Source organism: Streptomyces sp. NBC_00523 (assembly GCF_036346615.1).
In the GTDB taxonomy this organism is placed as follows: domain Bacteria; phylum Actinomycetota; class Actinomycetes; order Streptomycetales; family Streptomycetaceae; genus Streptomyces.
Window position 1 is genome coordinate 200,815 of the sequence record NZ_CP107837.1, and the last position, 19,734, is coordinate 220,548.

A 19,734-nucleotide genomic window follows, 5' to 3' on the forward strand; every position below is an offset into this window, starting at 1 on the left:
GCGACCGCTTCGGCATCGTACGAACGGGGCGCCTGCGCGCGGGCTGCCTCGATGAGCCGCCAGAACCGGTGCTTGTCCATGGGGTAGAGCCTGCCACCCGGTTCTGACATCGGGCCGCCTGCCGTCAGCCCCGGTCCACCCACCCCGGCACCCAACTCCCCGCCGCCCCCCACTCCCCCGCCGCCCCCAGGTACGTCCGGAGCGTCCCCAGCCCCGGGTGCGGGTTGTCTCGGTGCCAGAGGAGGGAGTGGGGGTAGACCGGGGTCGGGTCGGTGAGGGGGATGCGGCGCAGGTCGTGGGTGTCGGGCCAGATGAGGCGGGAGTGCGCGCCCATGAACGTGGCCAGGGACGGGGTGTCCGCGATGGTGTCGAGCAGGACGTCCGAGCCGAAGTTCGGGCCCGTCGCCTCGATCGTGAGCGCGAATTCCGCGACCAGGTCGGCATAGTAGGCGCCCCACTCCGTGCCGGGGGCGATGCCGGGCATCCAGATGCGGTGACCGACCAGGTCGGCGAGGGTCACCGAGGGGGCGTCGGCCAGGGGGTGGGCGGGGCCGGTGAGGAGCTGGAGGGGTTCGTCCAGGACGCGGGCGGACTCGATGGCGTCGGGCAGGGGGTGGCCGGGGGCGGTCACCGCGCGGAACGTCGCATCGAGTTCGCCGGAGCGGAGCGCGGCGACGGCCGTGTCCATGCTGACCAGCATCATCACGTCGAGGGCGATCCCGGGGTACGCACCGTGGAAGGCGCGCATCAGGCTCGACTGCGCGGTGCGGGACGCGATCACATCGACGCGGAGCGGGCGGCTGCCGGGGCGTACGGACGCGCTCGCGCGCTCGGCCGCGCGCAGCAGTTCGCGTGCGTGGGGCAGGAACGCCCGGCCGTCGATGGTGAGCTCGGCACCACGCGGGGCGCGGGTGAACAGCCGGACGCCGAGGGCCGCCTCCAGCGCGGCGATCCGCTTCGAGACGGCCTGCTGGGTGACTGACAGGTCCGCCGCGGCCTTCTGGAACCCGCCCGCTTCCGTGACGGCGACGAAGGTGCGTACTGCTTGGAGGTCCACGAGGAGAGAGCGTACTGATCAGGAGCTTGACCCTGACATCGTGTGAGGCCCTGCACTGGAGTCGTGATGTTGACCATCGGAGAATTCGCCAGATACGGCCAGGTGTCGATCCGCATGCTGCGGCACTACGACACCCTCGGCCTGCTGCACCCGCAGCGCACCGACCCGGCCAGCGGCTACCGCTACTACGGTGCCGGCCAGCTCGCCCGCCTCAACCGCATCGTCGCGCTCAAGGAACTCGGCTTCACCCTGGAACAGGTCGGCACCATCGTCGACGAGCAGGTGAACGCCGATGAGCTGCGCGGCATGCTCCGTCTGCGCCAGGCGGAGCTGGAGACGGAGAGGGCGGCCGCGCAGGCACGGCTGGGCCAGGTGGAGGCGAGGCTCCGGACGATCGAGAGTGAGGGACGTATGCCCGCGAACGACGTGGTGATCAAGAGCCTGCCCGGCCAGTGGGTGGCGGAGCTGTCGGCGACCGCCCAGAGCTGGGAGCCCGCGCACATCGGGCCCGTGATCGGTCCGCTCTTCGACCGGCTGTGCCGGCTGACGGACGCCGCATCGGTGCGGCCGGCCGGTCCGGGTGTCGCCTATTACGAGGACGCCCCCGAGGGCGGCGGCGCGATCACGGTGCACGCCGCCCTGCCGGTCGACCCGGACGCGGTGCCCCGGGACCAGGAGTTCGCCGTCGTCCACCTGCCGGGAGTGGCCGAGGCGGCCACGATCGTGCACCGCGGGCCGATGGAGGGCGAGATGCTGGCCACCGAGCAGCTGCTGGTCCGCTGGATCGAGGACAACGACCGCCGTCAGGTGGGCTACGTCCGTGAGGTCTCGCTGTCCTGCCCGCCGGACGACCGCTCCCAGTGGGTCACGGAGCTCCAGGCGGTGCTGGACCGCTAGCGGAAGGCCGCCACCGATGCGGTTGATGCACAACCTGCGGTTGTGCACCAACCGGTCACTGGTTGTTTGACCTGGGGTTCTCGTGCGCGGTTAGCTCTCGTCCGTCACTTTTCGGTTGTCCGGGTGAGGTGTGGGTGGGAAGGAAAGCGCTGGGCCGGCCGTTCGGCCGGCTGTGGGCCGCTTACGCGGTGAGCGCGTACGGGTCGGGGCTCGGGTTCGGAGCGCTGCCGCTGCTCGCCGTGCTCGTGCTGGACGCCGGGCCCGCCCAGGTGTCCGCGCTGTCGGCGGTCGGGCCCGCCGTGGGGGCGCTGATCGCGGTGCCGCTCGCGCCCTGGGTGGAGTTCCGGCGCAAGCGGCCCGTCATGATCGGGATGGACCTGGTCCGGTTCGCGGCCATGGCGTCGATCCCGGTCGCTTACGCCTTCGGGCTGCTCGGGTTCGTCCAGCTGCTGGTGGTGTCGGCGGTGATCGCCGCGGCGAAGATCGCGTTCGGCGCGGCGAGCGGCGCGTACCTGAAGGCGCTCGTCCGCCGGGAGGACCTGCTCGTCGCCAACGCGCGGTTCGAGTCCACGAACTGGAGCTCCATCGCGGTCGGCCCACCCCTCGGCGGCGCGGCGATCGGGGTCTTCGGGCCGGTCACGACGGTGGTGGCCGACGCGCTCAGCTATCTGCTCTCCGCGCTCGGCATCACGGCGATCCGGGGCCGGGAAGAGACGCCGGGAACGGCGGACAGGACTCCGCTGCGGGCGGGCGCACTGCTCGCCGGGTGGCGGCACATCTTCGGCCACCCCGTGCTGCGCGCGCTCTACCTCAACCAAGTCCTCGTCGGCGGCCTCATCATGGCCACCGAACCGCTGCTGGCCGTGCTCCTGCTGCGCCGGCTCGGGTTTCCGCCCTGGCAGTACGGTCTCGCCTTCGCCGCTCCGTGTCTCGGCGGGCTCATCGGCTCGCGGCTGGCCCGCCGGGTCGTCGCCCGCCACGGCCGCGACCGCGTCTTCCGGACCGTGGGCACCCTGCGCGCGGTGTGGCTGATCGGGCTCGTATTCGTACGGCCGGGTGTCGTCGGGCTCGTCACGGTGATGGCGGTCGAGCTGGCCATCATCGTCAACATGAGCCTGTACGGGCCGGTGCTCTCCACGTACCGGCTGGAACACACGCCCCAGCACCTCGTCGCCCGGATGCTCACCGCCTGGTCGATCGGGCAGCAGGCGTCCATCGCCGTGCTCACCGCGCTCGCCGGGCTGCTCGCCGACGCCACCGGGCCGCGCACGGGCCTCGCGGTGGCGGGGGTGCTCATCCTGGGTACCCCGCTGCTGCTCCCCCGGCGGGAGCGGGTACCCCGGGCGGCCCTCGATCTCAACCGAACTTGATCTCAAGCAGACCTGATCTCGACCGGGCTTGATCTCAAGCGGACTTGAGGTTGCAGGATTCCTGGCATGGATACCGAAACCGGAACACGCGCACACGCCGCCGACCTCGAAGCGATCCGCGCGGTCGTCGCCACCGTCGAGCGCTCCCAGCAGAGCAAGGACCCCGACGCGTTCCTGGCCCTCTTCCGGCCCGACGCGGTCTGGACGACGGCCCACGGCAAGGTCCTCATCGGCCTCGACGCGATCTCCGCGTTCACCCGGACCGTGCTGCCCGCCGCCGACTGGGCCGGGCAGGTCACCTACGAGGTGGCGCACGTCCTCTTCATCCGCCCGGACGTCGCGGCGGTCAAGATCCGGCAGCGCTACCTGGCGCCGGAGGAGGAGAGCGAGGGCGCTCCGCTGTACGTGATGAGCCGGGGCGATGACGGACGGTGGCTGCTGACCGCCGGTCAGAACACGGAGGTGGTGGCGGGCTGACCGCATCGGCTCCCGTCAGCCGGTCAGCGCCTTTTCGAGGAGCGTGAACGACTTCGGCGTACCGCCCGGCTGCGGTTTACCCTCCTTGCGGCCGACCACGCGGTAGCCGGCGCCGAGGTAGTACGCGGTCAGGGGCTCGTTGCCCGCCAGGCAGTCCAGGCGCACCAGCGCCCGGCCCGCCTCGCCCACGCGGCGTTCGGCGGCGCGCAGGAGCCGGCGTCCCGTGCCGGGCGGGACGCCGCCGCGGTCCACCATCAGCCGGTGCACGTAACCGGCCGGTGCCGGCTGCGGGCCCCAGGCGTCCTCGTCCTGCCACCACAGCTCCCAGGCGCCGACGGCCCGGCCCCCGGACTCCGCGAGCCACACCTCGCCGGTCTCCATGATCCGGCGGAAGTGGTCCTCGCCGAGTTCGCCGGGCTGCCACTGGCCGGTGACGCCTTGGGCGAGCATCCAACGGGCCGCGTCGTCGCGCAGCCGTACGAGCGAGGCGAGGTCGTCGCCGTCGGCGAGGCGGAAGCGCAGGTCGGTCGGGCCCAGGTCCTTCATGTCCCGATCTTCGCACGCGTGTACGGGCGCGGGAGGCGGCGTCCTCCCCGCGCCCGTGCCGGGCCCTACGACGCCTTCGGCGAGATGACCGAGAACGGCCCGCCCTGGGGGTCGGCCAGGACCGCCATGCGGCCGGCGACCATGTCGAAGGCGGGGGCCAGGACCGTGGCGCCGGCGCGGACGGCGGCCGCCTGGATGTCGTCCACGCTGTCCACCGCGAAGTACGGCTGCCAGTGCGGCGTGACGTTCGGCGGGAGCTTGCTCATATCCATCATGCCGCCCACCGCCCGCCCGTCGACCTGGAACTCGACGTAGCCGTCGGCGCCCTCCATCTCGGAGGGGGTCGTCGTCACCGGCAGGGCGGCGGAGTAGAACGCGGAGGCCGCGTCCGGGTCGGGGGTGGTCAGCTCGCTCCAGATCAGCGCGCCGTGCTCGTTGACGATGCCCGCACCGCCGAAGGTGCCGGGCTGCCACAGGCCGAAGACGGCGCCCGCCGGGTCGGCGATCACGGCCATGCGGCCGAGGTCCATGACGTCCATCGGGGGGACGACGACCGCGCCGCCGGCATCGGTGACGGACGTGAGCGTGGCGTCGATGGCGTCGGTCGACAGATACGTCGTCCACGCCGTCGGCGGCATCGGGTCCGGCACCGAGCCGTCCGGGTTCATCGCCTTCATGATCCCGGCGACGGGCTTGCCCTTGAGCGTGCAGACGGAGTAGCCGCCCTGCTCCGGCGGGCCCACCTCGCCCTGCCAGCCGAAGAGGTCGCAGTAGAAGTCGATGGCCGCCTGCTGGTCGGGGACCATCAAGTCGATCCAGCAGGGGGTGCCGGGCCGGTAGGGATCGTTCATTTCGGGCACGGGTGCCTCCGGGAGGCTGCTCGGGGGTGGACGGGCCGTCCTTACCCGGACCCCGCGCGAGCGGAATCGGGCCGGTCGGGTGATTCGCGCCCGGCCCCCGGGCGTCAGCCCGCGATCCCCGGCACGACCAGGCCCGATTCGTACGCGATGACCACCGCGTGGGTCCGGTTCTGCGCGCCGAGCTTGGTCAGCACGTTGCCCACATGCGTCTTCACCGTCCCCGGGCTCACCCGGCACAGCCCGGCGATCTCCGGGTTGGACAGGCCGGAGACACCGCCGAGGAACGGACCGGCCACGGCCGCCATGGTCCTGGGCATCGCCGGGCTCCTCGCCGCCCCCGTCCTCATCGGCGGTCTCCTCGCCGTGGCCGGCCTGATCCTGGGCCTCGCCGCGCTGATGACGGCCGGGCGGACCGGTGTCGGCCGGGGCAAGGCCGTCACCGCACTGGTGACCTCCTCGCTGGCGATCGTGGTGGCCGCCCTGGCCGTCATCCTCCTCCTCTGGTACGCGAACCGGACACAGGAGTGCTACCGGCCCGACAGCCTGCACCAGTACGCGCAGTGCGTCCGCCTGCACCTCGACGCGAACTGACGCGGGAACGGACCTCACCGTGCGCACCAGAAACGCCCCCGCACTCCGTCTGCTCGTGGCGGCCTCCCTCCTGATCCCGACGGCGGCGGGCTGCGCCGCCGTCGGAGCCGCCCGGTGACGCCTTGAAGCCGTACACGCACCAGGAACTCCGGTGGAAACCCTGCGACACCGGAAGGCCCGGCGCGCTCCGGTGCACGACGCTCAAGGTGCCGCTGGATGACGCCGAACCCGGCGGCAGGACGATCGGCATCGCCGTCTCCCGGCTCCGGGCGGGCCAGGGGCGCCGGGTCTCGACCTGCCCGCCGATCCGCTCCTGAAGCTCCCCGCGCAGGTGAAGCGGCGGTACGACCTCATCGGCTCGACCCGCGGGGCACCGGGCGCAGCGCCCCCGTGCACTGCGGTCTGACCGCCGAGGAGCAGGCCGACCACCCGTAGAGGGCCGCGACGTTCGCGAAGGACGTGGCCCGGGCCCGTACGGTCGCCGGGAAGTGCCTGGGGCCGCCGCCGGTGACGAACTGGCGCAGCTCACCACCCGTAACAGCGCCCGGGACATGGACGTCATCCGGGCCGCGCTGGGCGAGAGGCGGATCTCCTATCTGGGCATCTCGTACGGCACCTACCTCGGGGCCGTCTACATGCAGCTGTTCCCCGGGCGGCGGTTCCTGCGCGGACGGGGTGGCCACGGCGTACCTGACCACGGGGCGGATGCCGGCGAAGGACCTGGACTGCGAGAACTAGTACCAGGGCCGTTCGTCCGGCGTGGGCAGCGGGCGGAGGGCCGGCCAGTTGTGCAGCAGGCGGGTGGCCAGGGCGGAGGCGAGACGGCCGAGGGCGTGCAGGTGGTCGTGGTCGCGGGTCAGGTCGGCGACGACGCCCAGGCGGTGGACGAGGCGTTCGCGGGCGGAGACGTATCCCCACTCGAAGTCCTCGGTGGGCACCCGGGCGAGCTGGTCGGCCGTGCCCCGGTGCGCCCGTTCGACCAGCGCGTCGCCCTGGATCATCCAGCCCGCGCACGCGTCGGCGAGGTCGCCGGGAACGTCGCGGCCCGTGAGGTCACGCCAGGTGGACCGGTAGACGGCCTCCACCTCCGTGAGCGGCGCGGCGGTGACCGACATGGCGCACCAGCAGGTGGGGAAGCCGATGCGGAAGTACGCGAGCTCGACCAGGCCGTTGCCGAGCGCGGCCCGCTCGAAGTCCACGAAGCGGACGCCGTCCGGGGTGCGCAGGTCGTTGCCGGGGCACGGATCGCCGTGCAGCAGGGCGTGGTGCCCGGTGGGGTCGAGCCGCGCCAGGAGCCCGGCGAGTTCGTCCGGGACGGCGGCCGGTACGGGCACGTCGAGCGCCCGGGCCAGGGCGAGGAAGGACTCCGCGTCGGCGGCCGTGGGCCCCGACCAGGCAGGGAGCGCGCCCGCGTCGGCGGGCCCGGTCAGGGCGTGCAGCCGGGCGAGCGCGTCGGCGTACGCCGGCATCCAGTCCTCGGTCCGGCCGAGGTCGTCCACGTGCTCCAGCAGCATGACCCGCGCGCCCGGGTCCGTGGCGAGCAGCGCGGGGGCCACGGAGCCGCGCCCCGCCAGCCGCAGCCCGCCGACCTCCCGGGCGAACCGCGCGTCCGCGTCGGCGGTGACGTCCCCGTCGCCGGTGATCTGCTTGACGATCACGACCCGCCCGTCCCCCGCCCGCACCCGCCACACCCGCGACCGGGGACTGCTGTCCAGAGGCTCGGCCTGCGCGGGGATGCCGCCCAGGGCGGAGAGCAGGGGGGCGGTCAGCGGGAGGGACTTCGGCATGGGGAGGAGCGTAACCGCCGCGAGGGCGGGGCCTCCGACGACGGCGTCGTTCTTCTCCGTATCCGGCGGCCCCGCATGCGGGCGAGGGGCCTGGTCGCCGCGCAGACTGGAGGTTTCCCAGGACCATGTCGAGGGCGGCGGAATCATGACGAACGAACCCGTGGCGGAGCTTCATCCCGACTACAGCAGTGCCGGGGCGACGGCGACCTCGTGGAGTGAGGTGGTGGCCGTTCTCGAAGGGGCCGAGATGTTCTGGCTCTCGACGGTCCGGCCGGACGGGCGGCCGCATGTGACGCCGTTGCCGGCGGTGTGGCTCGACGGGGCGCTGCACTTCTCGACGGGGCTCGATGAGCAGAAGGGCCGCAACCTCACCCGTAATCCGAACTGCGCCCTGACGACCGGCAACAACGCGTACGGGCGGGGGCTCGACGTCGTGGTCGAGGGGCCCGCGCTGCGCGTCTCCGAGCGCGGGACGCTGGAGCGGCTCGCGGAGCTGTGGATGGCGAAGATCGGGTGGCCGTACGACGCGGTGGAGGGCGGCTTCCGGCACCGGCCGGAGGGGCCTCAGCCGGAGACCTCCGGGGAGCCGGGCGCGGTCGTCCCGGTGTTCGCGGTCCGACCGGCGAAGGTCCTCGCGTTCGGCCGGGGCGAGACGTTCAGCCAGACCCGCTTCCGGCCGTGACGCCCTGGGGCTGGACCCAGGTGATGTCCGGGCGGATCTGCGGCAGTCCCCAGCACTCCAGCGCGCCGCCCGCCAGGTCGGTGAGGAACTGCACCGCTCCCCCGGTGTAGTGCCACCAGGCGCCGTTGCGCGAGGCGACCGTCACCGTCCAGGCCGACGGGCCGGACGGGTCGGTGGACCAGAGGAAGTAGTCGCCCTGGTAGGAGGACGACCAGGGCAGCAGGCCGCCGGGGGCGGGGTACGGGTGCAGGGGGACGGACAGGTCGGCGTCCTCGCACCACTCGGCCAGGGTCGCCAGGTCGTCGGTGTCCTCCGCCCAGGCCGCTTCCCCGCCCGGGGCCGGGCCGCCCACGAGCAGGAAGTCGCTCAGCACGAACGTGGGATAGCGGTCACGCAGGAGCTTGTAGTCGGCGGGCAGGGCCGTTCCCAAGGCTTCTTCCAGGCGGGCCCAGTCGACGCCCGGCGGGACCGGCAGGCGGTGCGCCGCGAGAGCGGGCAGCACGCGTTCGAGTTCCGCGACCGCCTCGGCCGGGTCGGTGAGGCGGCGGGCCGGGGCCTGCGTGCCGACGAGATCATCCACCCGCGCAGACTGCCACAATTGCGCCCCGCCGCCACCGGTGCCCCCGTACTCTGGACCACGGCACTTGACCTTCCTGTTGCATTCCCTTTGCGCAGAGGAGAGTTGACTTGAGCAAGCACCGCCGCACCGGCAGAAGCTGAAGGGTCAGGCAATGGAGATCGCACAAACGCTCGCGCTCATCGCGGCCACCGTGACGACGGGGCTGATCAGCGGGCTGTTCTACGGCTTCGCCATCTCCGTGATGCCGGCGTTGCGCGGGACGGGGGACCGTACGTTCATCGATGTGATGCAGCGGGTCAACGTGGCCATCCTCAACGGGTGGTTCGTGCTCGGCTACATCGGGGCCCTGGTGTTCACGGGGCTCGCGGTCGGGCTGCAGTTCGGTGGCGGGGACCGGGACGCCGTGGTGCCGACCGTCGCGGCGCTCGTCTGCTACATCGCGTCGATGGGGGTCACCAGCCGCCTGAACATCCCGCTGAACAACGCGCTGGACGCGGCGGGCCCGGTGGACGGGATCGCCCGGCCCGAGGCGGTGCGGGCGGCGTTCGAAGGGGCCTGGGCGCGGGGGAACGTGCTGCGGACGCTGCTGTGCATCGCCGCCACGGGGCTGCTGTGCTGGGCCCTCGTCCTCAACGGCGGCAGCTGAACGCGCGGGAGGGCGGGTACGGGGCCCGTGCCCGTACCCGCCCTCCCCGGAGCGTCGGCTCAGCGGCCGACGGACAGCAGCGCCTCCGCGCGGCCGTGCAGCTTGGCGGCGTACGCCGCGCAGCCGAGGGCCGCCGTGTTGAGGAGCGTACGGAAGATGTTGACGGTCTCCCAGGTGCCCTTGAACTTGTCGACGAGCGAGAAGTCGTGGATCTTGGCCGGGTTGCCGAGGTCGGCGAGCTGGTTGTTGAGCGGGATCTCGACGCCCATCGTCAGCATCAGGACGACGAGGTAGAGCACGGCGGCGAGACCGGCCCACAGGGCGATGGTCTTGCGTCCCCGGCGGAACTCCAGGAACGCGGCGAGGCCCGCGGCGACGATGGCCCCCATGAAGATGAGCGCGAACAGGCCGTTGCCGTCGATCATCGCGTTGAACTGCTGCATCGCGGTCACGTAGGTGCGGTCGTCGGTCTTCGCGAGGCCGGGCATGACGGAGACGTCGTAGGCGAAGAACAGGCCGGCCATGAGCCCGAGCGTGATCACCGAGATCATGTGCAGCCAGCCCGCGGCCTTGTTCGGGCGGTCCTCCCGCGGCGGCACGGGCGCGGCGGGCTGTCCCCACGGCTGCTGGTACGGCGCCTGCGCGCCGGTGGGGCCCTGCTGCTGCGGGTACTGATTGGGTGTCATCGGTACGTCCTCGCTCTTGTCCGGTTCGTAAGTAGGGTGCCGAGGCGCGCTGTTGACGAGGATAGAGGTGCTTTTGCTCCCGCCGCGGGCGCGGAGGCCGCCCTGGACAGGATCACGAGCGTTCCTCCAGCGAACGTCGAGCGACACTCGAACGGGCGTGCCGGGGTGCGACGGATCAGCGGATGCGCATCTGCGCCATCATGCCCATCGCGGAGTGGTCGAGCAGGTGGCAGTGGTAGACGTAGGTGCCCCGGTAGGAGTCGAAGGTCGCCTGGAGCTTGACCGTCTCGCCGGGCAGCAGGCACACGGTGTCCTTCAGGCCCGCCTCCGCCCCGGTCGGCGACTTCCCATTCCGCTCCAGGACGCGGAATTGCACCAGGTGCATGTGGAAGTTGTGCGGCACGTCGGTGTTGGTGTTGGTGACGGTCCAGACCTCGCTGGCGCCGTACGGGATCTCGGTGTCGATGCGCGCCGGATCGTAGACGCGGCCGTTGATGGTGCCCTGCGGTTCACCGCCGACGACGGCGACGTTCAGGTCGAAGGAGCGCCGACCGGTGACCGGCGGCAGCGGCGGCAGTGTACGCAGGACGGGCGGCACCCGGCTCGGGTCGGGTGCCTTGCGCACCACGTCGAAGCGCATGACCTTGCCCGTCCGGTCCGGATCGCCGGGGCCGAGGGTGTTCTCCAGGACCAGCCGGGTGCCGACCGGGTAGCGGGAGAAGTCGATGACGATGTCCGCGCGCTCGGCCGGTGACAGGAGCAGCGAGTCGGTGGTGAAGGGGCGCGGCAGCAGGCCCCCGTCGGAGCCGATCTGCGTGAAGGACGAGCCGTCGGCCAGCCGCAGCGCGAAGAACCGCAGGTTGGACGAGTTCAGCAGCCGGAAGCGGTACTTGCGGGCGGCGACCTGGAGGTACGGGTACGGCTTGCCGTTCGCGAGGATCGTGGAGCGACCCTCCGCGTCGTCCAGGATGTACAGCAGCTGCCCGTCGTCGCCGAAGTGGGCGTCGCGCAGCGCCACGGTGACGTCGTAGCGCCCGGCCGGCAGCGGCAGCGCCTCCTCCACGTCGTCGGTGAGCAGATAGCTGCCCGACAGGCCCCGGTAGCAGTTCTCGGACTCCGAGTGGTGGGCGTGGTCGTGGTACCAGAGCGAGGCGTGCGGCTGCTGGTTCGGGTACGTGTAGGTGCGGCTCGTCCCGGAGGCGAAGGTGCTCATCGGGTCGCCGTCGCTGGCGACGGGCACCGAGGCGCCGTGCAGGTGCACCGAGGTGTCCACGCCCAGCTGGTTGTGCTGACGCATCACCACGGGGCGCCCGGAGCGGGCCCGGACGATGCCGCCGGGGAAGTGCCCGTCGTAGGTGAGGACGTCGGTGCTCAGGCCGGGCAGGATCTCGGCGCGGGTGCGGCGCATCGTGATGTCGTAGACATCGGCGCCGCCGCGCGTCGCGCCGGGAGTGAGCACCGGCAGCAGGGGCAACGGCACCTGGAACGGCTGGACGGCGGGTCCCACGGGGACGGCCCCGCCGGTCGCGGCGGCGTCCTCGCGCGGGGCGGCGCCCGCCGTCATCAGCGGGGTGAAGGCCGCGCCGGTGAACAGCCCGGCGCCGGTGACGCTCAGGGCGGTCATCAGAGTGCGTCTGGTCACCATCACGGAACTCCTGCTGCTTGATTCGGCGGACGCGCCGAATCAAGCAAGGACGGCTCGTACGCGTCTCGGGGGCTGCTAGGGCGGGCACCCAGAGGGCCGGTACGCGGCGAGTATCCCGTTTTCGCGCTGGAGAACACGTCCAGACCCGGCCCAGATCCGCCAGGGAACCGGTTGCGGTCGGCTTGCGCTCCGCTCCGTATACCTGAGCCGTCCACTGCCCCACGCCCCTGCCCACCTGCCCCCCACCGGAAGGCCGACCGTGGATCTTCGTTACTGGCTGCCGCGTGCCGTAGACGTGGCCGAACAATGGGGAGAGCGCTTCGGCCCGTACCGGGAGCACCCGTCGCACCTGGTCGGGGACGAGGAGTTCGGCGCCGCGTTCGCCGCGTTCTCGAAGCGGCTGGACGACAACTATCCGTTCTTCCATCCGAGCTACGCGGGGCAGATGGTCAAGCCGCCCCATCCCGCGGCGGTCGTCGGCTACGTCACCGCGATGCTGTTCAACCCGAACAACCACGCCGCCGAGGGCGGTCCGGCCACCACCGAGATGGAACGCGAGTGCGTGGAACTGCTCGCCGGGATGTTCGGCTTCCGGGGCTCGCACCTGGGCCATCTGACGACGAGCGGGACCATGGCCAACCTGGAGGCGCTGTACGTGGCGCGCCAGACGCATCCCGGGCGCGGCATCGCGTACAGCGCCGAATGCCACTACACGCACGCCCGCATGTGCGGGGTCCTCGGCGTCGAGGGTCACCGGGTGCCCGCCGACGGACTGGGCCGCATCGACCTGGACGCCCTGGAGAAGCTGCTCGCGGCCGGCCGGGTCGGCACCGTCGTGGTGACCACGGGGACGACGGGGCTGGGGGCGGTCGACCCGGTGCACGAGGTGGTGCCGCTGGCCCGGCGTTACGGCGTACGGGTGCACGTGGACGCCGCCTACGGCGGGTTCTACGCGCTCCTCGGGCGCTCGGACCGGCCCGAGGGCATCGACGTACGCCCGTGGCGGGCCATCGCGGACTGCGACTCGGTCGTGGTGGACCCGCACAAGCACGGCCTCCAGCCCTACGGGTGCGGGGCGGTGCTGTTCAACGACGACGCCGCCCGGAACCACCTCGCGCACGACTCGCCGTACACCTACTTCACCGAGGCCGCACTGCACCTGGGCGAGATCAGCCTGGAGTGCTCGCGGGCCGGGGCGGCGGCCGCCGCGCTCTGGCTGACGCTGCAACTGCTGCCGCTGACCCGGGACGGCTTCGGCGAGGTCCTGGCCGGCAGCCGCCGCGCGGCCGTCGGATGGGCGGAGCGCATCGAGGCGTCCGAGGAGCTGGAGACGTACCAGGCACCCCAGCTGGACATCGTCAGCTACTTCCCCGCGGCGCGGCCCCTGACGCTGTCCGCCGTCGACGCCGCGTCCGGCCGGCTGCTCACGGACGGCATGCACGCGGAACGGGACCCCGTGTTCCTCAGCGTGCTGCGGACCGACGCGGCGGACTTCGCGCGGCGCCGACCCGACGTGGTGGCCGACGCCGCCACGGCCCGGGTGATGCGCAGCGTCCTGATCAAACCGGAAGCCGAACTCCACCTGGACCAGCTGCACCACCGGGTGGCAGAGCTCGCCGTCACCGGGCGCGTCCGACCGCCGCGCCCAGCACACCCCTCATCGAACGGGAGGAGAACTTCGTGACCCACCTGTCCACGTTCCCGCCGCCGCCCCTGCCGACCGCACCCCGGCCGGCCCTGCGGCGCGCCCGACGCGACGAAACCGGCCCCCTCGCGGCGCTGCTGGCGGACGCGTTCCACGACGACCCGCTGACCCGCTGGATCACCCCGGACCCGGAGCGCAGGGCGCGGGTGCTGCCCGGCCTGTTCGAGGTGTTCCTCGACATGTCCTTCGCGTACGACGCGGTGACCTGCACCCCGGACCTGGACGCCGTGCTGCTGTGGACGCCGCCGGGCGCCCAGGCCGAACTGGAGGCGCGGGGCGAGGAGTTCGCCGAGCGCTTCGAGGACGTCCTCGGTGTCCGCGAGGCCGCCTCGCTGGCGCTGATCGCCGAGCTCCAGGCGTCCCGGCACCCGGCCCGGCCGCACTACTACGCGTCGTTCGGCGCGGTGCGCGGCGGCGCGCGGGGCCGGGGGCTGCTCGGCGCGCTCGTCGCCGAGGTGCTGCGGGAGGCCGACGCGGCGGGCTGCGCGGCCTACGCGGAGGCCAGTTCGCCCGGTGGCGAGGCGTCGGCGCGGGGCCAGGGCTTCGTGCGGCTGGGCGAGGACATCGTGCTGCCGGACGGCGGGCCGCGCCTCCGGCCGCTGTGGCGGGAGCCGCGATGAGGGGCGACAGCCGGCTGCAGATCTACACGCCGGGTCAGGTGGACCGCGGTCTCGTGCCGGCCGGACAGCTCGGGCCGCTGCGCGAGGTGCTGGAGTGGAGCCGGACCTTCCTGGTGTCGAGCCACCCCGAGCTGGGGCGCAGCGGCCCGGTGTGCCCGTACACCCAGCCCTCGCTGCGCGCCGGCCGGTTCCTGCTGGCCGTGCCCGCGCAGAGCACCCCGGCCGCGCTGCCCGGTGCGGTGGAGGCACTGCGCAGCTGGTACGAACGGCTGGCGGCGGAGCTCCCGGAGGACGAGCGGGAACTCCTCACCGTACTGATGGTGCTCCCCGACCTCGACCACGCGGACCCGGCGGACCTGGACCTGTTGCAGGCGGACGCCAAGGACGACTTCGTGGCCCAGGGGCTGATGATCGGCCAGTTCCATCCGCTGTGCGCCGAGCCGGGACTGTGGAACGAGGACTTCGCGCCGCTGCGCTCACCGGTGCCGCTGCTCGCGGTGCGCCGGCTGCTGGTCTTCGACCTGCCGTTCCTGGTCGGCGCGGACCGGCACATCGACCACTATCTGCGCCGGTTCGCCCCGGACATCCCGGCCCGGGTGCGCGACCAGCTGGTCAACCGCGTCGTTTCCTGACGGCGGGCAACGCGAAGGGGGCTCCGTGGCCGCGGAGCCCCCTTCGTCCGGTACGGAGACTCACGACGGATGGAGGGCCGCCCGGGTGGTGCCACGGCTGCTCTCCAGCGTACGCAGCCACTCGCCGGGGTCGCCGCTGCGCAGCAGGGCGGTGCCGACGAGGAGGCCCTTGTAGCCGGCGTCGAGCAGCCGGGCCGCCGTCTGCGGGCTGTCGATGGCGCTGGCGCTCACCGGGCAGGGGGTGCCGCTCGCACGCAGGGCGGGCAGCAGCTCGAAGCTGCGGGCCAGGTCGCCCCGGTCGCGCTCGCGGGTCTTGATGTCCTTGTTGTTGACGGCGATGACGCACTCGTCGGCGTGCGGCACGGACGCGATCTCGGCCTCGGTGGTGGCCTCGACGAACGGGGTCAGGCCCACGCTGAGCGCCGCGATGGTGAGCCCGCGCAGGGCGGAGGCCGACAGCAGTCCGGCGGTGAGCAGGACGGCCGAGGCGCCGAGCTCCCGCGCGGTCTCCAGCTGGTCCTTGCGGGTGATGAAGTCCTTCTGGAGCAGAGGGAGTTCGGTCAGCCGGGCGACATCGCGGAGCAGTTCGCGGGTGCCGCCGAACCAGCGTCCCGTGACGACCGAGATGCAGGGCGCCCCGGCCTTCTCGTAGGCGGTGACGATCTCTGCGGGGGTGTGCCCTGAGATGAGGTCGAAGCCGAACGCGTCGCGCCGCTTGACCTCCATCACCAGGGGCTGCGGGGCCGACAGCAGGGACTCGATGAAGGGAAGGCTCATGGCTGCTCCGTAGGCCGTGTGGTCGGGGTGTCCGTGGCGGAAGGAGTGCGGGGGGTGGGGTGGCCCGGCCCGGTGTCCCAGGCGTGGGCCAGTCCGGCCACCTCGATCGCGCCGAAGCGGCCGTCGTCGCCGCGGGCCGCGGTGTCGACGTCGATGCCGCGCAGCCGGGGGTGGCGCAGGACCCGTTCGTACGCGGACCGGTTGGTCCGGTCGAGTCCGCCGGCGAGCCAGAACGGCAGGGTGAACCGTTCGGCGAGCCGGAGGACGGTGTCCTCGTCCAGGCGCTGCCCCGTACTGCCGACGCGGCCGTCGGCGGTGGTGGCGTCGATGAGGAAGAGGTCGGTGCCGGCCCGCTCGTACGCCCCGATCAGGGGGCGTTCCGGGCAGGTGCCGTCCGCGACGTGCAGCACCTTGACGATGACGGCGTCGGGCAGTGCCGTGCGCAGGGCGCGGACGGTGGCGGGCGGCTGGTAGGCGTGGAGCTGGACGATGCGGATGCCGGTGCGGCGCAGGACGCCCGCGACCGCGTCCGGGTCACCGAGGAAGGTGACCAGGACGGGGTGCAGGGCGCCGGTGGCGCGGACGGCCGCCGCGAGGGCGGCCACCTCGTGCTCGGGCAGGTCCGCGGGGCCGCCGGGGACGCCGTGCCACAGGCCGACGAGTCCGGCCCCGGCGCCGGCCAGCACCCCGATGTCACGGGTGCTGGTGGCGCCGCAGACCTTGAGGGTGCGCGGTGGGGACAGGGTGGTCATCGGCCCAGGCCCAGCTTGGACGCGATGCGGTTGTACTGGATCTCGTTGCTGCCCGAGTAGATCGTGCCGCCCACGGCGTTGCGGACGTCGATCTCGAGCCCGTACTCGCTCATGTAGCCGTGGCCGCCGAAGACCTGGACGGCGGTGAGCGAGCCCGCGAGGTTGGCCTCGCTGGTGATCAGCTTGGCGATGGCCAGGTCCTCCGTGACGTCCTCGCCCTCCTCCAGGCGTTCGGCGGTGTCGTACAGCCATTTCCTGGCCGACTCCAGGCCGATCTTGGCGTCCACGATCTTGTTGGCCACGGACTGGTAGGAGCCGATCGTCTTGCCGAACGACCGGCGGGTGCGGGCGTACTGGACGCAGCGGTCGAACCGGTGCTGCATCTCCCCCACGTTCACGATGAACGAGAGCAGGATCTCCCGCTTCATCACGTAGTCGAGGACGATGAAGCCGCCGCCCACCCGGCCGAGGACCCGGTCGCGCGGGATGCGGCAGTCGTCGAAGTACAGCTCGCTCAGCGGAGAGGTGCGCAGGCCCATCTTCTTGACGGGCTTGCCGACGGTCAGGCCCGGGGTGTCCCGGTCCACGAGGAACGCGGTCACACCCAGGGCCCCGCCGTCGGGGTGGGTGCGCGCGTACACGACGAACACGTCGGCGACGGGTCCGTTGCTGACGAAGCACTTGCTTCCGTTCAGCACGAAGTCGTCGCCGTCGCGTTCGGCGCGCGTGGTCATCGCCATCGCGTCGCTGCCGGACTCCGACTCGGTGATCGCATGGGCGCCGATCGCCTCGCCGGAGCTGATCCGGGGGAGGTACCTGTCCTTCTGGGCGGGCGTGCCGAACCGCATGAGGGGGACGCCGGTGCTGGCGAGCGTGGTGGTGACGCAGAAGTTCAGACCCGCGTCACGGCAGTGCTCGCCGAGCCCTTCCAGGACGTACATGGTGGTGAGGAGGGACTGGCCCAGGCCGCCGTGCTCCTCGGCGAAGGGCAGGGCGAGGATGCCGGACCGGCGCACCAGTTTCCACTTCTCCCAGGAGAACTCCGCTCGTTCGTCCTGGGCGATGTGGTCGGCGCTGAGTGCCTCGCCCCACCGGGCCAGGCCGGCCCGCAGGTCGGCCTGGTCGGTGTTCCAGCGGATCACTGGGACCCCTTTCAGAGGTGCGGGTGCCGTGTGGATCAGTAGGCGGAGGAGGTGTGCGCGTCGAGGCTGTGCACCTCATCGCCCTGGAGCGCCGGGGTGAAGACGCAGACCAGCCTCAGGTCCTCGTGCGGGGAGGCGACGAGGTAATGCGCGTCGTGCTCGTCGAGGGAGTACAGGCGGCCCGGCGTGATGGGGTGCACGGTGCCGTCGAGCTCGACCACCTCGCCGGAGCCCTCGATGCAGTAGCAGGACTCCAGGTGGTTGCGGTACTCCAGGCGGGACTTGGTGCCGGCTCTCACCGTGGTGTCGGTGATCGAGTAGCCGACGCCGTCGGACTCGGTGAGGAAACGACGGCTGAGCCCGTTGCCCCAGTCGACGCTCTTGACGGTCTCCAGGTCACGGATGATCATGGTCAACTCCTTGTTCGGATAGGGGTATTGGCCTTACTGGTCTCGTCCGGTCCGGGCTGGAGCGACCGGACGAAGTCGCGCAGTGCCGTGGTGACGGAGCCCTCCTCATCGAGGGCCTGCTCCACGCGCGCCACGCCCGCGGAGCCGACGATCGCTGCGTCGGCGCCGCTCGCGGCGACCGCCGCGACGTGGCTGCGCGTACTGACCCCGAAGCCGACGGCGATCGGGGAGTTCGTGTGCGCCCGCAGCCCGGCGACGACCGGGGCGAGCGCGGCGTGTCCGGCGGGCGGCGCGGTGCCGCTGCGGCCGTAGTGCGCCACCAGATAGACGTACGCGGAGGACTCTCGGGCCGCGCGGGCCCGGGTCTCCTCGGGGCTGGTCGGGTAGCAGGTGGTGACGACGGCGGTGCCGGCCGCCTCGGTGGCCTCGCGGTAGGCGTCCCGCAGCCGGGGCGGCAGGCCGTGTACCAGAAGCCCGTCGGCGCCGGACGCGGTGACGTCCTTGACGGCCGCGCCCAGGTCCCGGTGCTTGAGGGAGTGGCTCCAGTCGGCGAGCAGCGCGATCCGCAGCCGCGGCAGCCCCGGCCGGACGCGGGCGACGAAGCCGAGGACGTCGTCCAGGCCGGTGCCCCGGTCCAGGGCGCGGCGCGCGGAGCGGCGTACGACCGGCCCGTCGGTGAAGGAGTCCGGGAAGGGCACCGCCAGTTCGAGGCAGTCGACGCCCTCCTCGTCCAGCATGTGCACGACCTCGGCGAGCTCGTCCAGCGGCGGGTCGCCCGCGTTGAGGAACAGCGTGAGCCCGGGCCGGCCGGGTCCGCGCCCGGTGAAGAAGTCAGCCATGGCGGACCGCCCCCGCCGTCGCCGCGGTCCGCCGGGAGCGCAGCCGCTCGACCAGGGCCACGGCGGCCCCGCTGGTGACGGCGTCGTCCGTGGCGTCGAGCGCGTCGCGCCAGGTGGTGTGATGGCCGGCCGCGAGGGCGAGCGCGGCGGCGTTGAGGCGGACGGTGCCGGTCGCCGCCGGATGGGCGCGCCCGGCGAGCACGGCCAGGAAGTGGTCGGTGGCCGCGTCCTTGGGCGCGGGGGCCAGCGCCTCGAAGCCGCCGTCGGCCGGGATCAGCGCGCCGGGCTCCAGGACCTGGTCCTCGCCCCGCGCGATGTGCACGGTGTTGCGGGCGAAGCCGAGGAGTTCGTCGGCGCCCCGGTCGTTGCCGGTGAGCCACACCGTGCGGCCGGTGATGGTGGCGGCGAGGCGGCGCAGGTCGTCCAGGGGCATGGTGTGCGAGACCCCGGTGACCTGGGCGGTGACCGGCAGGTCGGCGAGGAGCGGCCCGAGCGCGTTGAGGAACCGCCCGAACGGCTTCATGCTCACGGGCGCGATCAGCCGGGCGAGCCGGGCGAGCTCGACCGGGTAGACGAACGGCCCGGTGAAGGCGATCCCGTCCCGCTCCAGGTGCTCCTCGGTCTGCTCGTACGAGGAGGTGAGGCGCACCCCGAGGCGTTCGAGGAGGTCGACGGAGCCGAGGCTGGAGGTGTAGGCCCGGGAGCCGGACTTGACGACACGCACCCCGGCGGCGGCCGCGACGAAGGCCGCCGCGGTGGAGACGTTGAAGGTGGCGGGACCGCCTCCGGTGCCCACGACGTTGACGGTCGCGGGCCAGGCGGGCCCGGGGCGCGCGGGGCGCCGTTCCATGAGGGTGCCGTGCAGGGCGGCAAGCGTCGCGGGGTCGGGGAGCCGGGTGGTCAGCGAGGCCAGCAGGGCGACGGCCTGCTCCCGGGGGAGCGTGCCGTCGCCGAGCCGGTCCCACAGAGACCGCCAGGTCTCGTGCTCGGCCACCGTGCGCCGCGCCAGCAGGCCGGTGAGCGCGTCGTGCAT

23 protein-coding genes are annotated in these 19,734 nt (G+C 72.7%); 9 read left to right on the forward strand and 14 right to left on the reverse strand.

Translation table 11 applies throughout. The annotated features are described in order from the left end of the window. Positions 1-124 precede the first annotated feature (124 nt). Positions 125-1,057 carry a LysR family transcriptional regulator gene (locus tag OHS17_RS33370; protein WP_330315545.1) on the reverse strand — a complete coding sequence of 311 codons (933 nt, stop codon included), beginning with the start codon at positions 1,055-1,057 and terminating at the stop codon, positions 125-127. Between the two features lie 66 nt (positions 1,058-1,123). Here OHS17_RS33370 and OHS17_RS33375 point away from each other — a divergent pair, with 66 nt between their 5' ends. The 3 genes from OHS17_RS33375 to OHS17_RS33385 all read left to right on the forward strand — a co-directional run bounded on the left by OHS17_RS33375 (position 1,124) and on the right by OHS17_RS33385 (position 3,801). Further along, positions 1,124-1,954, forward strand: a complete 831-nt coding sequence (locus tag OHS17_RS33375; RefSeq protein ID WP_330315546.1) for a MerR family transcriptional regulator — start codon at positions 1,124-1,126, stop codon at positions 1,952-1,954. A gap of 134 nt (positions 1,955-2,088) precedes the next feature. Next, positions 2,089-3,324 (forward strand): MFS transporter, encoded by a 1,236-nt coding sequence (locus OHS17_RS33380; protein ID WP_330315547.1) that lies wholly within the window; start codon positions 2,089-2,091, stop codon positions 3,322-3,324. A 66-nt stretch (positions 3,325-3,390) separates the two neighbouring features. After that, a complete protein-coding gene (locus tag OHS17_RS33385) occupies positions 3,391-3,801 on the forward strand; it encodes an SgcJ/EcaC family oxidoreductase (RefSeq protein WP_330315548.1) in 411 nt (136 codons plus the stop codon). Between the two features lie 15 nt (positions 3,802-3,816). Here OHS17_RS33385 and OHS17_RS33390 read toward each other — a convergent pair whose 3' ends face one another. The 3 genes from OHS17_RS33390 to OHS17_RS33400 all read right to left on the reverse strand — a co-directional run bounded on the left by OHS17_RS33390 (position 3,817) and on the right by OHS17_RS33400 (position 5,524). Continuing rightward, a complete protein-coding gene (locus tag OHS17_RS33390) occupies positions 3,817-4,347 on the reverse strand; it encodes a GNAT family N-acetyltransferase (RefSeq protein ID WP_330315549.1) in 531 nt (176 codons plus the stop codon). A 65-nt stretch (positions 4,348-4,412) separates the two neighbouring features. Next, positions 4,413-5,198: a VOC family protein gene (locus OHS17_RS33395; RefSeq protein WP_330315550.1), complete on the reverse strand. Its 786-nt coding sequence runs from the start codon at positions 5,196-5,198 to the stop codon at positions 4,413-4,415. Positions 5,199-5,311: 113 nt separating this feature from the next. After that, a complete protein-coding gene (locus OHS17_RS33400) occupies positions 5,312-5,524 on the reverse strand; it encodes a response regulator transcription factor (protein WP_383166620.1) in 213 nt (70 codons plus the stop codon). Between OHS17_RS33400 and OHS17_RS33405 the strand changes: the two genes are divergently transcribed. Beyond that, entirely contained in the window at positions 5,511-5,798 is a 288-nt protein-coding gene (locus OHS17_RS33405) for a DUF4190 domain-containing protein (protein ID WP_330315551.1), read from the forward strand. The two genes, OHS17_RS33400 and OHS17_RS33405, sit on opposite strands and share 14 nt — an antisense overlap. Before the next feature lie 734 nt (positions 5,799-6,532). On the opposite strand, the gene OHS17_RS33410 is transcribed toward OHS17_RS33405, so the two are convergent. Then, a complete protein-coding gene (locus OHS17_RS33410; RefSeq protein ID WP_330315552.1) occupies positions 6,533-7,585 on the reverse strand; it encodes a phosphotransferase family protein in 1,053 nt (350 codons plus the stop codon). Positions 7,586-7,730: 145 nt separating this feature from the next. Here OHS17_RS33410 and OHS17_RS33415 point away from each other — a divergent pair, with 145 nt between their 5' ends. Further along, complete coding sequence (locus OHS17_RS33415; RefSeq protein ID WP_330315553.1) at positions 7,731-8,267, forward strand: pyridoxamine 5'-phosphate oxidase family protein; 537 nt, start codon at positions 7,731-7,733, stop codon at positions 8,265-8,267. Here OHS17_RS33415 and OHS17_RS33420 read toward each other — a convergent pair. Continuing rightward, positions 8,242-8,847 carry an SMI1/KNR4 family protein gene (locus tag OHS17_RS33420; protein ID WP_330315554.1) on the reverse strand — a complete coding sequence of 202 codons (606 nt, stop codon included), beginning with the start codon at positions 8,845-8,847 and terminating at the stop codon, positions 8,242-8,244. The two genes, OHS17_RS33415 and OHS17_RS33420, sit on opposite strands and share 26 nt — an antisense overlap. A gap of 151 nt (positions 8,848-8,998) precedes the next feature. Between OHS17_RS33420 and OHS17_RS33425 the strand changes: the two genes are divergently transcribed. Beyond that, positions 8,999-9,493 (forward strand): anthrone oxygenase family protein, encoded by a 495-nt coding sequence (locus tag OHS17_RS33425; RefSeq protein WP_018105927.1) that lies wholly within the window; start codon positions 8,999-9,001, stop codon positions 9,491-9,493. A gap of 59 nt (positions 9,494-9,552) precedes the next feature. On the opposite strand, the gene OHS17_RS33430 is transcribed toward OHS17_RS33425, so the two are convergent. Both OHS17_RS33430 and OHS17_RS33435 read right to left on the reverse strand, forming a co-directional pair. After that, positions 9,553-10,179, reverse strand: coding sequence for an anthrone oxygenase family protein (locus tag OHS17_RS33430; RefSeq protein ID WP_018105928.1), 627 nt, complete (start codon positions 10,177-10,179; stop codon positions 9,553-9,555). 175 nt (positions 10,180-10,354) lie between these two features. Then, positions 10,355-11,824, reverse strand: coding sequence for a multicopper oxidase family protein (locus tag OHS17_RS33435; protein ID WP_330315555.1), 1,470 nt, complete (start codon positions 11,822-11,824; stop codon positions 10,355-10,357). 259 nt (positions 11,825-12,083) lie between these two features. Between OHS17_RS33435 and OHS17_RS33440 the strand changes: the two genes are divergently transcribed. Genes OHS17_RS33440 through OHS17_RS33450 form a run of 3 tightly spaced genes read left to right on the forward strand, consistent with a single transcriptional unit; the run spans position 12,084 to position 14,781 of the window. After that, entirely contained in the window at positions 12,084-13,508 is a 1,425-nt protein-coding gene (locus OHS17_RS33440) for a pyridoxal phosphate-dependent decarboxylase family protein (RefSeq protein WP_330315556.1), read from the forward strand. Then, positions 13,505-14,149 carry a hypothetical protein gene (locus OHS17_RS33445; protein ID WP_330315557.1) on the forward strand — a complete coding sequence of 215 codons (645 nt, stop codon included), beginning with the start codon at positions 13,505-13,507 and terminating at the stop codon, positions 14,147-14,149. The genes OHS17_RS33440 and OHS17_RS33445 overlap by 4 nt, the downstream gene beginning before the upstream one ends. Beyond that, positions 14,146-14,781, forward strand: coding sequence for a DUF6875 domain-containing protein (locus OHS17_RS33450; protein WP_161209525.1), 636 nt, complete (start codon positions 14,146-14,148; stop codon positions 14,779-14,781). The genes OHS17_RS33445 and OHS17_RS33450 overlap by 4 nt, the downstream gene beginning before the upstream one ends. 60 nt (positions 14,782-14,841) lie before the next feature. Here OHS17_RS33450 and OHS17_RS33455 read toward each other — a convergent pair whose 3' ends face one another. The 6 genes from OHS17_RS33455 to OHS17_RS33480 are packed head-to-tail and all read right to left on the reverse strand — an operon-like array spanning position 14,842 to position 19,734. Continuing rightward, entirely contained in the window at positions 14,842-15,558 is a 717-nt protein-coding gene (locus OHS17_RS33455) for an indole-3-glycerol-phosphate synthase (protein ID WP_330315558.1), read from the reverse strand. After that, positions 15,555-16,310, reverse strand: coding sequence for an N-(5'-phosphoribosyl)anthranilate isomerase (locus OHS17_RS33460; RefSeq protein ID WP_330315559.1), 756 nt, complete (start codon positions 16,308-16,310; stop codon positions 15,555-15,557). Before OHS17_RS33460 ends, OHS17_RS33455 begins: the two co-directional genes overlap by 4 nt. Next, positions 16,307-17,452: an acyl-CoA dehydrogenase family protein gene (locus OHS17_RS33465; protein WP_330315560.1), complete on the reverse strand. Its 1,146-nt coding sequence runs from the start codon at positions 17,450-17,452 to the stop codon at positions 16,307-16,309. The genes OHS17_RS33460 and OHS17_RS33465 overlap by 4 nt, the downstream gene beginning before the upstream one ends. 35 nt (positions 17,453-17,487) lie before the next feature. Continuing rightward, complete coding sequence (locus OHS17_RS33470) at positions 17,488-17,862, reverse strand: ectoine synthase (RefSeq protein ID WP_161209518.1); 375 nt, start codon at positions 17,860-17,862, stop codon at positions 17,488-17,490. Between the two features lie 2 nt (positions 17,863-17,864). After that, positions 17,865-18,701: a tryptophan synthase subunit alpha gene (trpA, locus tag OHS17_RS33475; RefSeq protein WP_330315561.1), complete on the reverse strand. Its 837-nt coding sequence runs from the start codon at positions 18,699-18,701 to the stop codon at positions 17,865-17,867. Then, the gene (locus OHS17_RS33480) at positions 18,694-19,734 is read right to left on the reverse strand and encodes a hypothetical protein (protein ID WP_330315562.1); all 1,041 of its coding nucleotides are present in this window, start codon (positions 19,732-19,734) and stop codon (positions 18,694-18,696) included. Before OHS17_RS33480 ends, trpA begins: the two co-directional genes overlap by 8 nt.

Excerpts from the sequence above, each read along its gene's own strand:
- OHS17_RS33400 (WP_383166620.1), bottom strand. The coding sequence starts at position 5,524 with ATGCCCAGGACCATGGCGGCCGTGGCCGGTCCGTTCCTCGGCGGTGTC.
- OHS17_RS33395 (WP_330315550.1), bottom strand. The coding sequence starts at position 5,198 with ATGAACGATCCCTACCGGCCCGGCACCCCCTGCTGGATCGACTTGATG.
- OHS17_RS33435 (WP_330315555.1), bottom strand. The coding sequence starts at position 11,824 with ATGGTGACCAGACGCACTCTGATGACCGCCCTGAGCGTCACCGGCGCC.
- OHS17_RS33425 (WP_018105927.1), top strand. The coding sequence starts at position 8,999 with ATGGAGATCGCACAAACGCTCGCGCTCATCGCGGCCACCGTGACGACG.
- OHS17_RS33375 (WP_330315546.1), top strand. The coding sequence starts at position 1,124 with ATGTTGACCATCGGAGAATTCGCCAGATACGGCCAGGTGTCGATCCGC.
- OHS17_RS33405 (WP_330315551.1), top strand. The coding sequence starts at position 5,511 with ATGGTCCTGGGCATCGCCGGGCTCCTCGCCGCCCCCGTCCTCATCGGC.
- OHS17_RS33430 (WP_018105928.1), bottom strand. The coding sequence starts at position 10,179 with ATGACACCCAATCAGTACCCGCAGCAGCAGGGCCCCACCGGCGCGCAG.
- OHS17_RS33385 (WP_330315548.1), top strand. The coding sequence starts at position 3,391 with ATGGATACCGAAACCGGAACACGCGCACACGCCGCCGACCTCGAAGCG.
- trpA (WP_330315561.1), bottom strand. The coding sequence starts at position 18,701 with ATGGCTGACTTCTTCACCGGGCGCGGACCCGGCCGGCCCGGGCTCACG.
- OHS17_RS33470 (WP_161209518.1), bottom strand. The coding sequence starts at position 17,862 with ATGATCATCCGTGACCTGGAGACCGTCAAGAGCGTCGACTGGGGCAAC.
- OHS17_RS33410 (WP_330315552.1), bottom strand. The coding sequence starts at position 7,585 with ATGCCGAAGTCCCTCCCGCTGACCGCCCCCCTGCTCTCCGCCCTGGGC.
- OHS17_RS33415 (WP_330315553.1), top strand. The coding sequence starts at position 7,731 with ATGACGAACGAACCCGTGGCGGAGCTTCATCCCGACTACAGCAGTGCC.
- OHS17_RS33450 (WP_161209525.1), top strand. The coding sequence starts at position 14,146 with ATGAGGGGCGACAGCCGGCTGCAGATCTACACGCCGGGTCAGGTGGAC.
- OHS17_RS33455 (WP_330315558.1), bottom strand. The coding sequence starts at position 15,558 with ATGAGCCTTCCCTTCATCGAGTCCCTGCTGTCGGCCCCGCAGCCCCTG.
- OHS17_RS33480 (WP_330315562.1), bottom strand. The coding sequence starts at position 19,734 with ATGCACGACGCGCTCACCGGCCTGCTGGCGCGGCGCACGGTGGCCGAG.
- OHS17_RS33390 (WP_330315549.1), bottom strand. The coding sequence starts at position 4,347 with ATGAAGGACCTGGGCCCGACCGACCTGCGCTTCCGCCTCGCCGACGGC.
- OHS17_RS33460 (WP_330315559.1), bottom strand. The coding sequence starts at position 16,310 with ATGACCACCCTGTCCCCACCGCGCACCCTCAAGGTCTGCGGCGCCACC.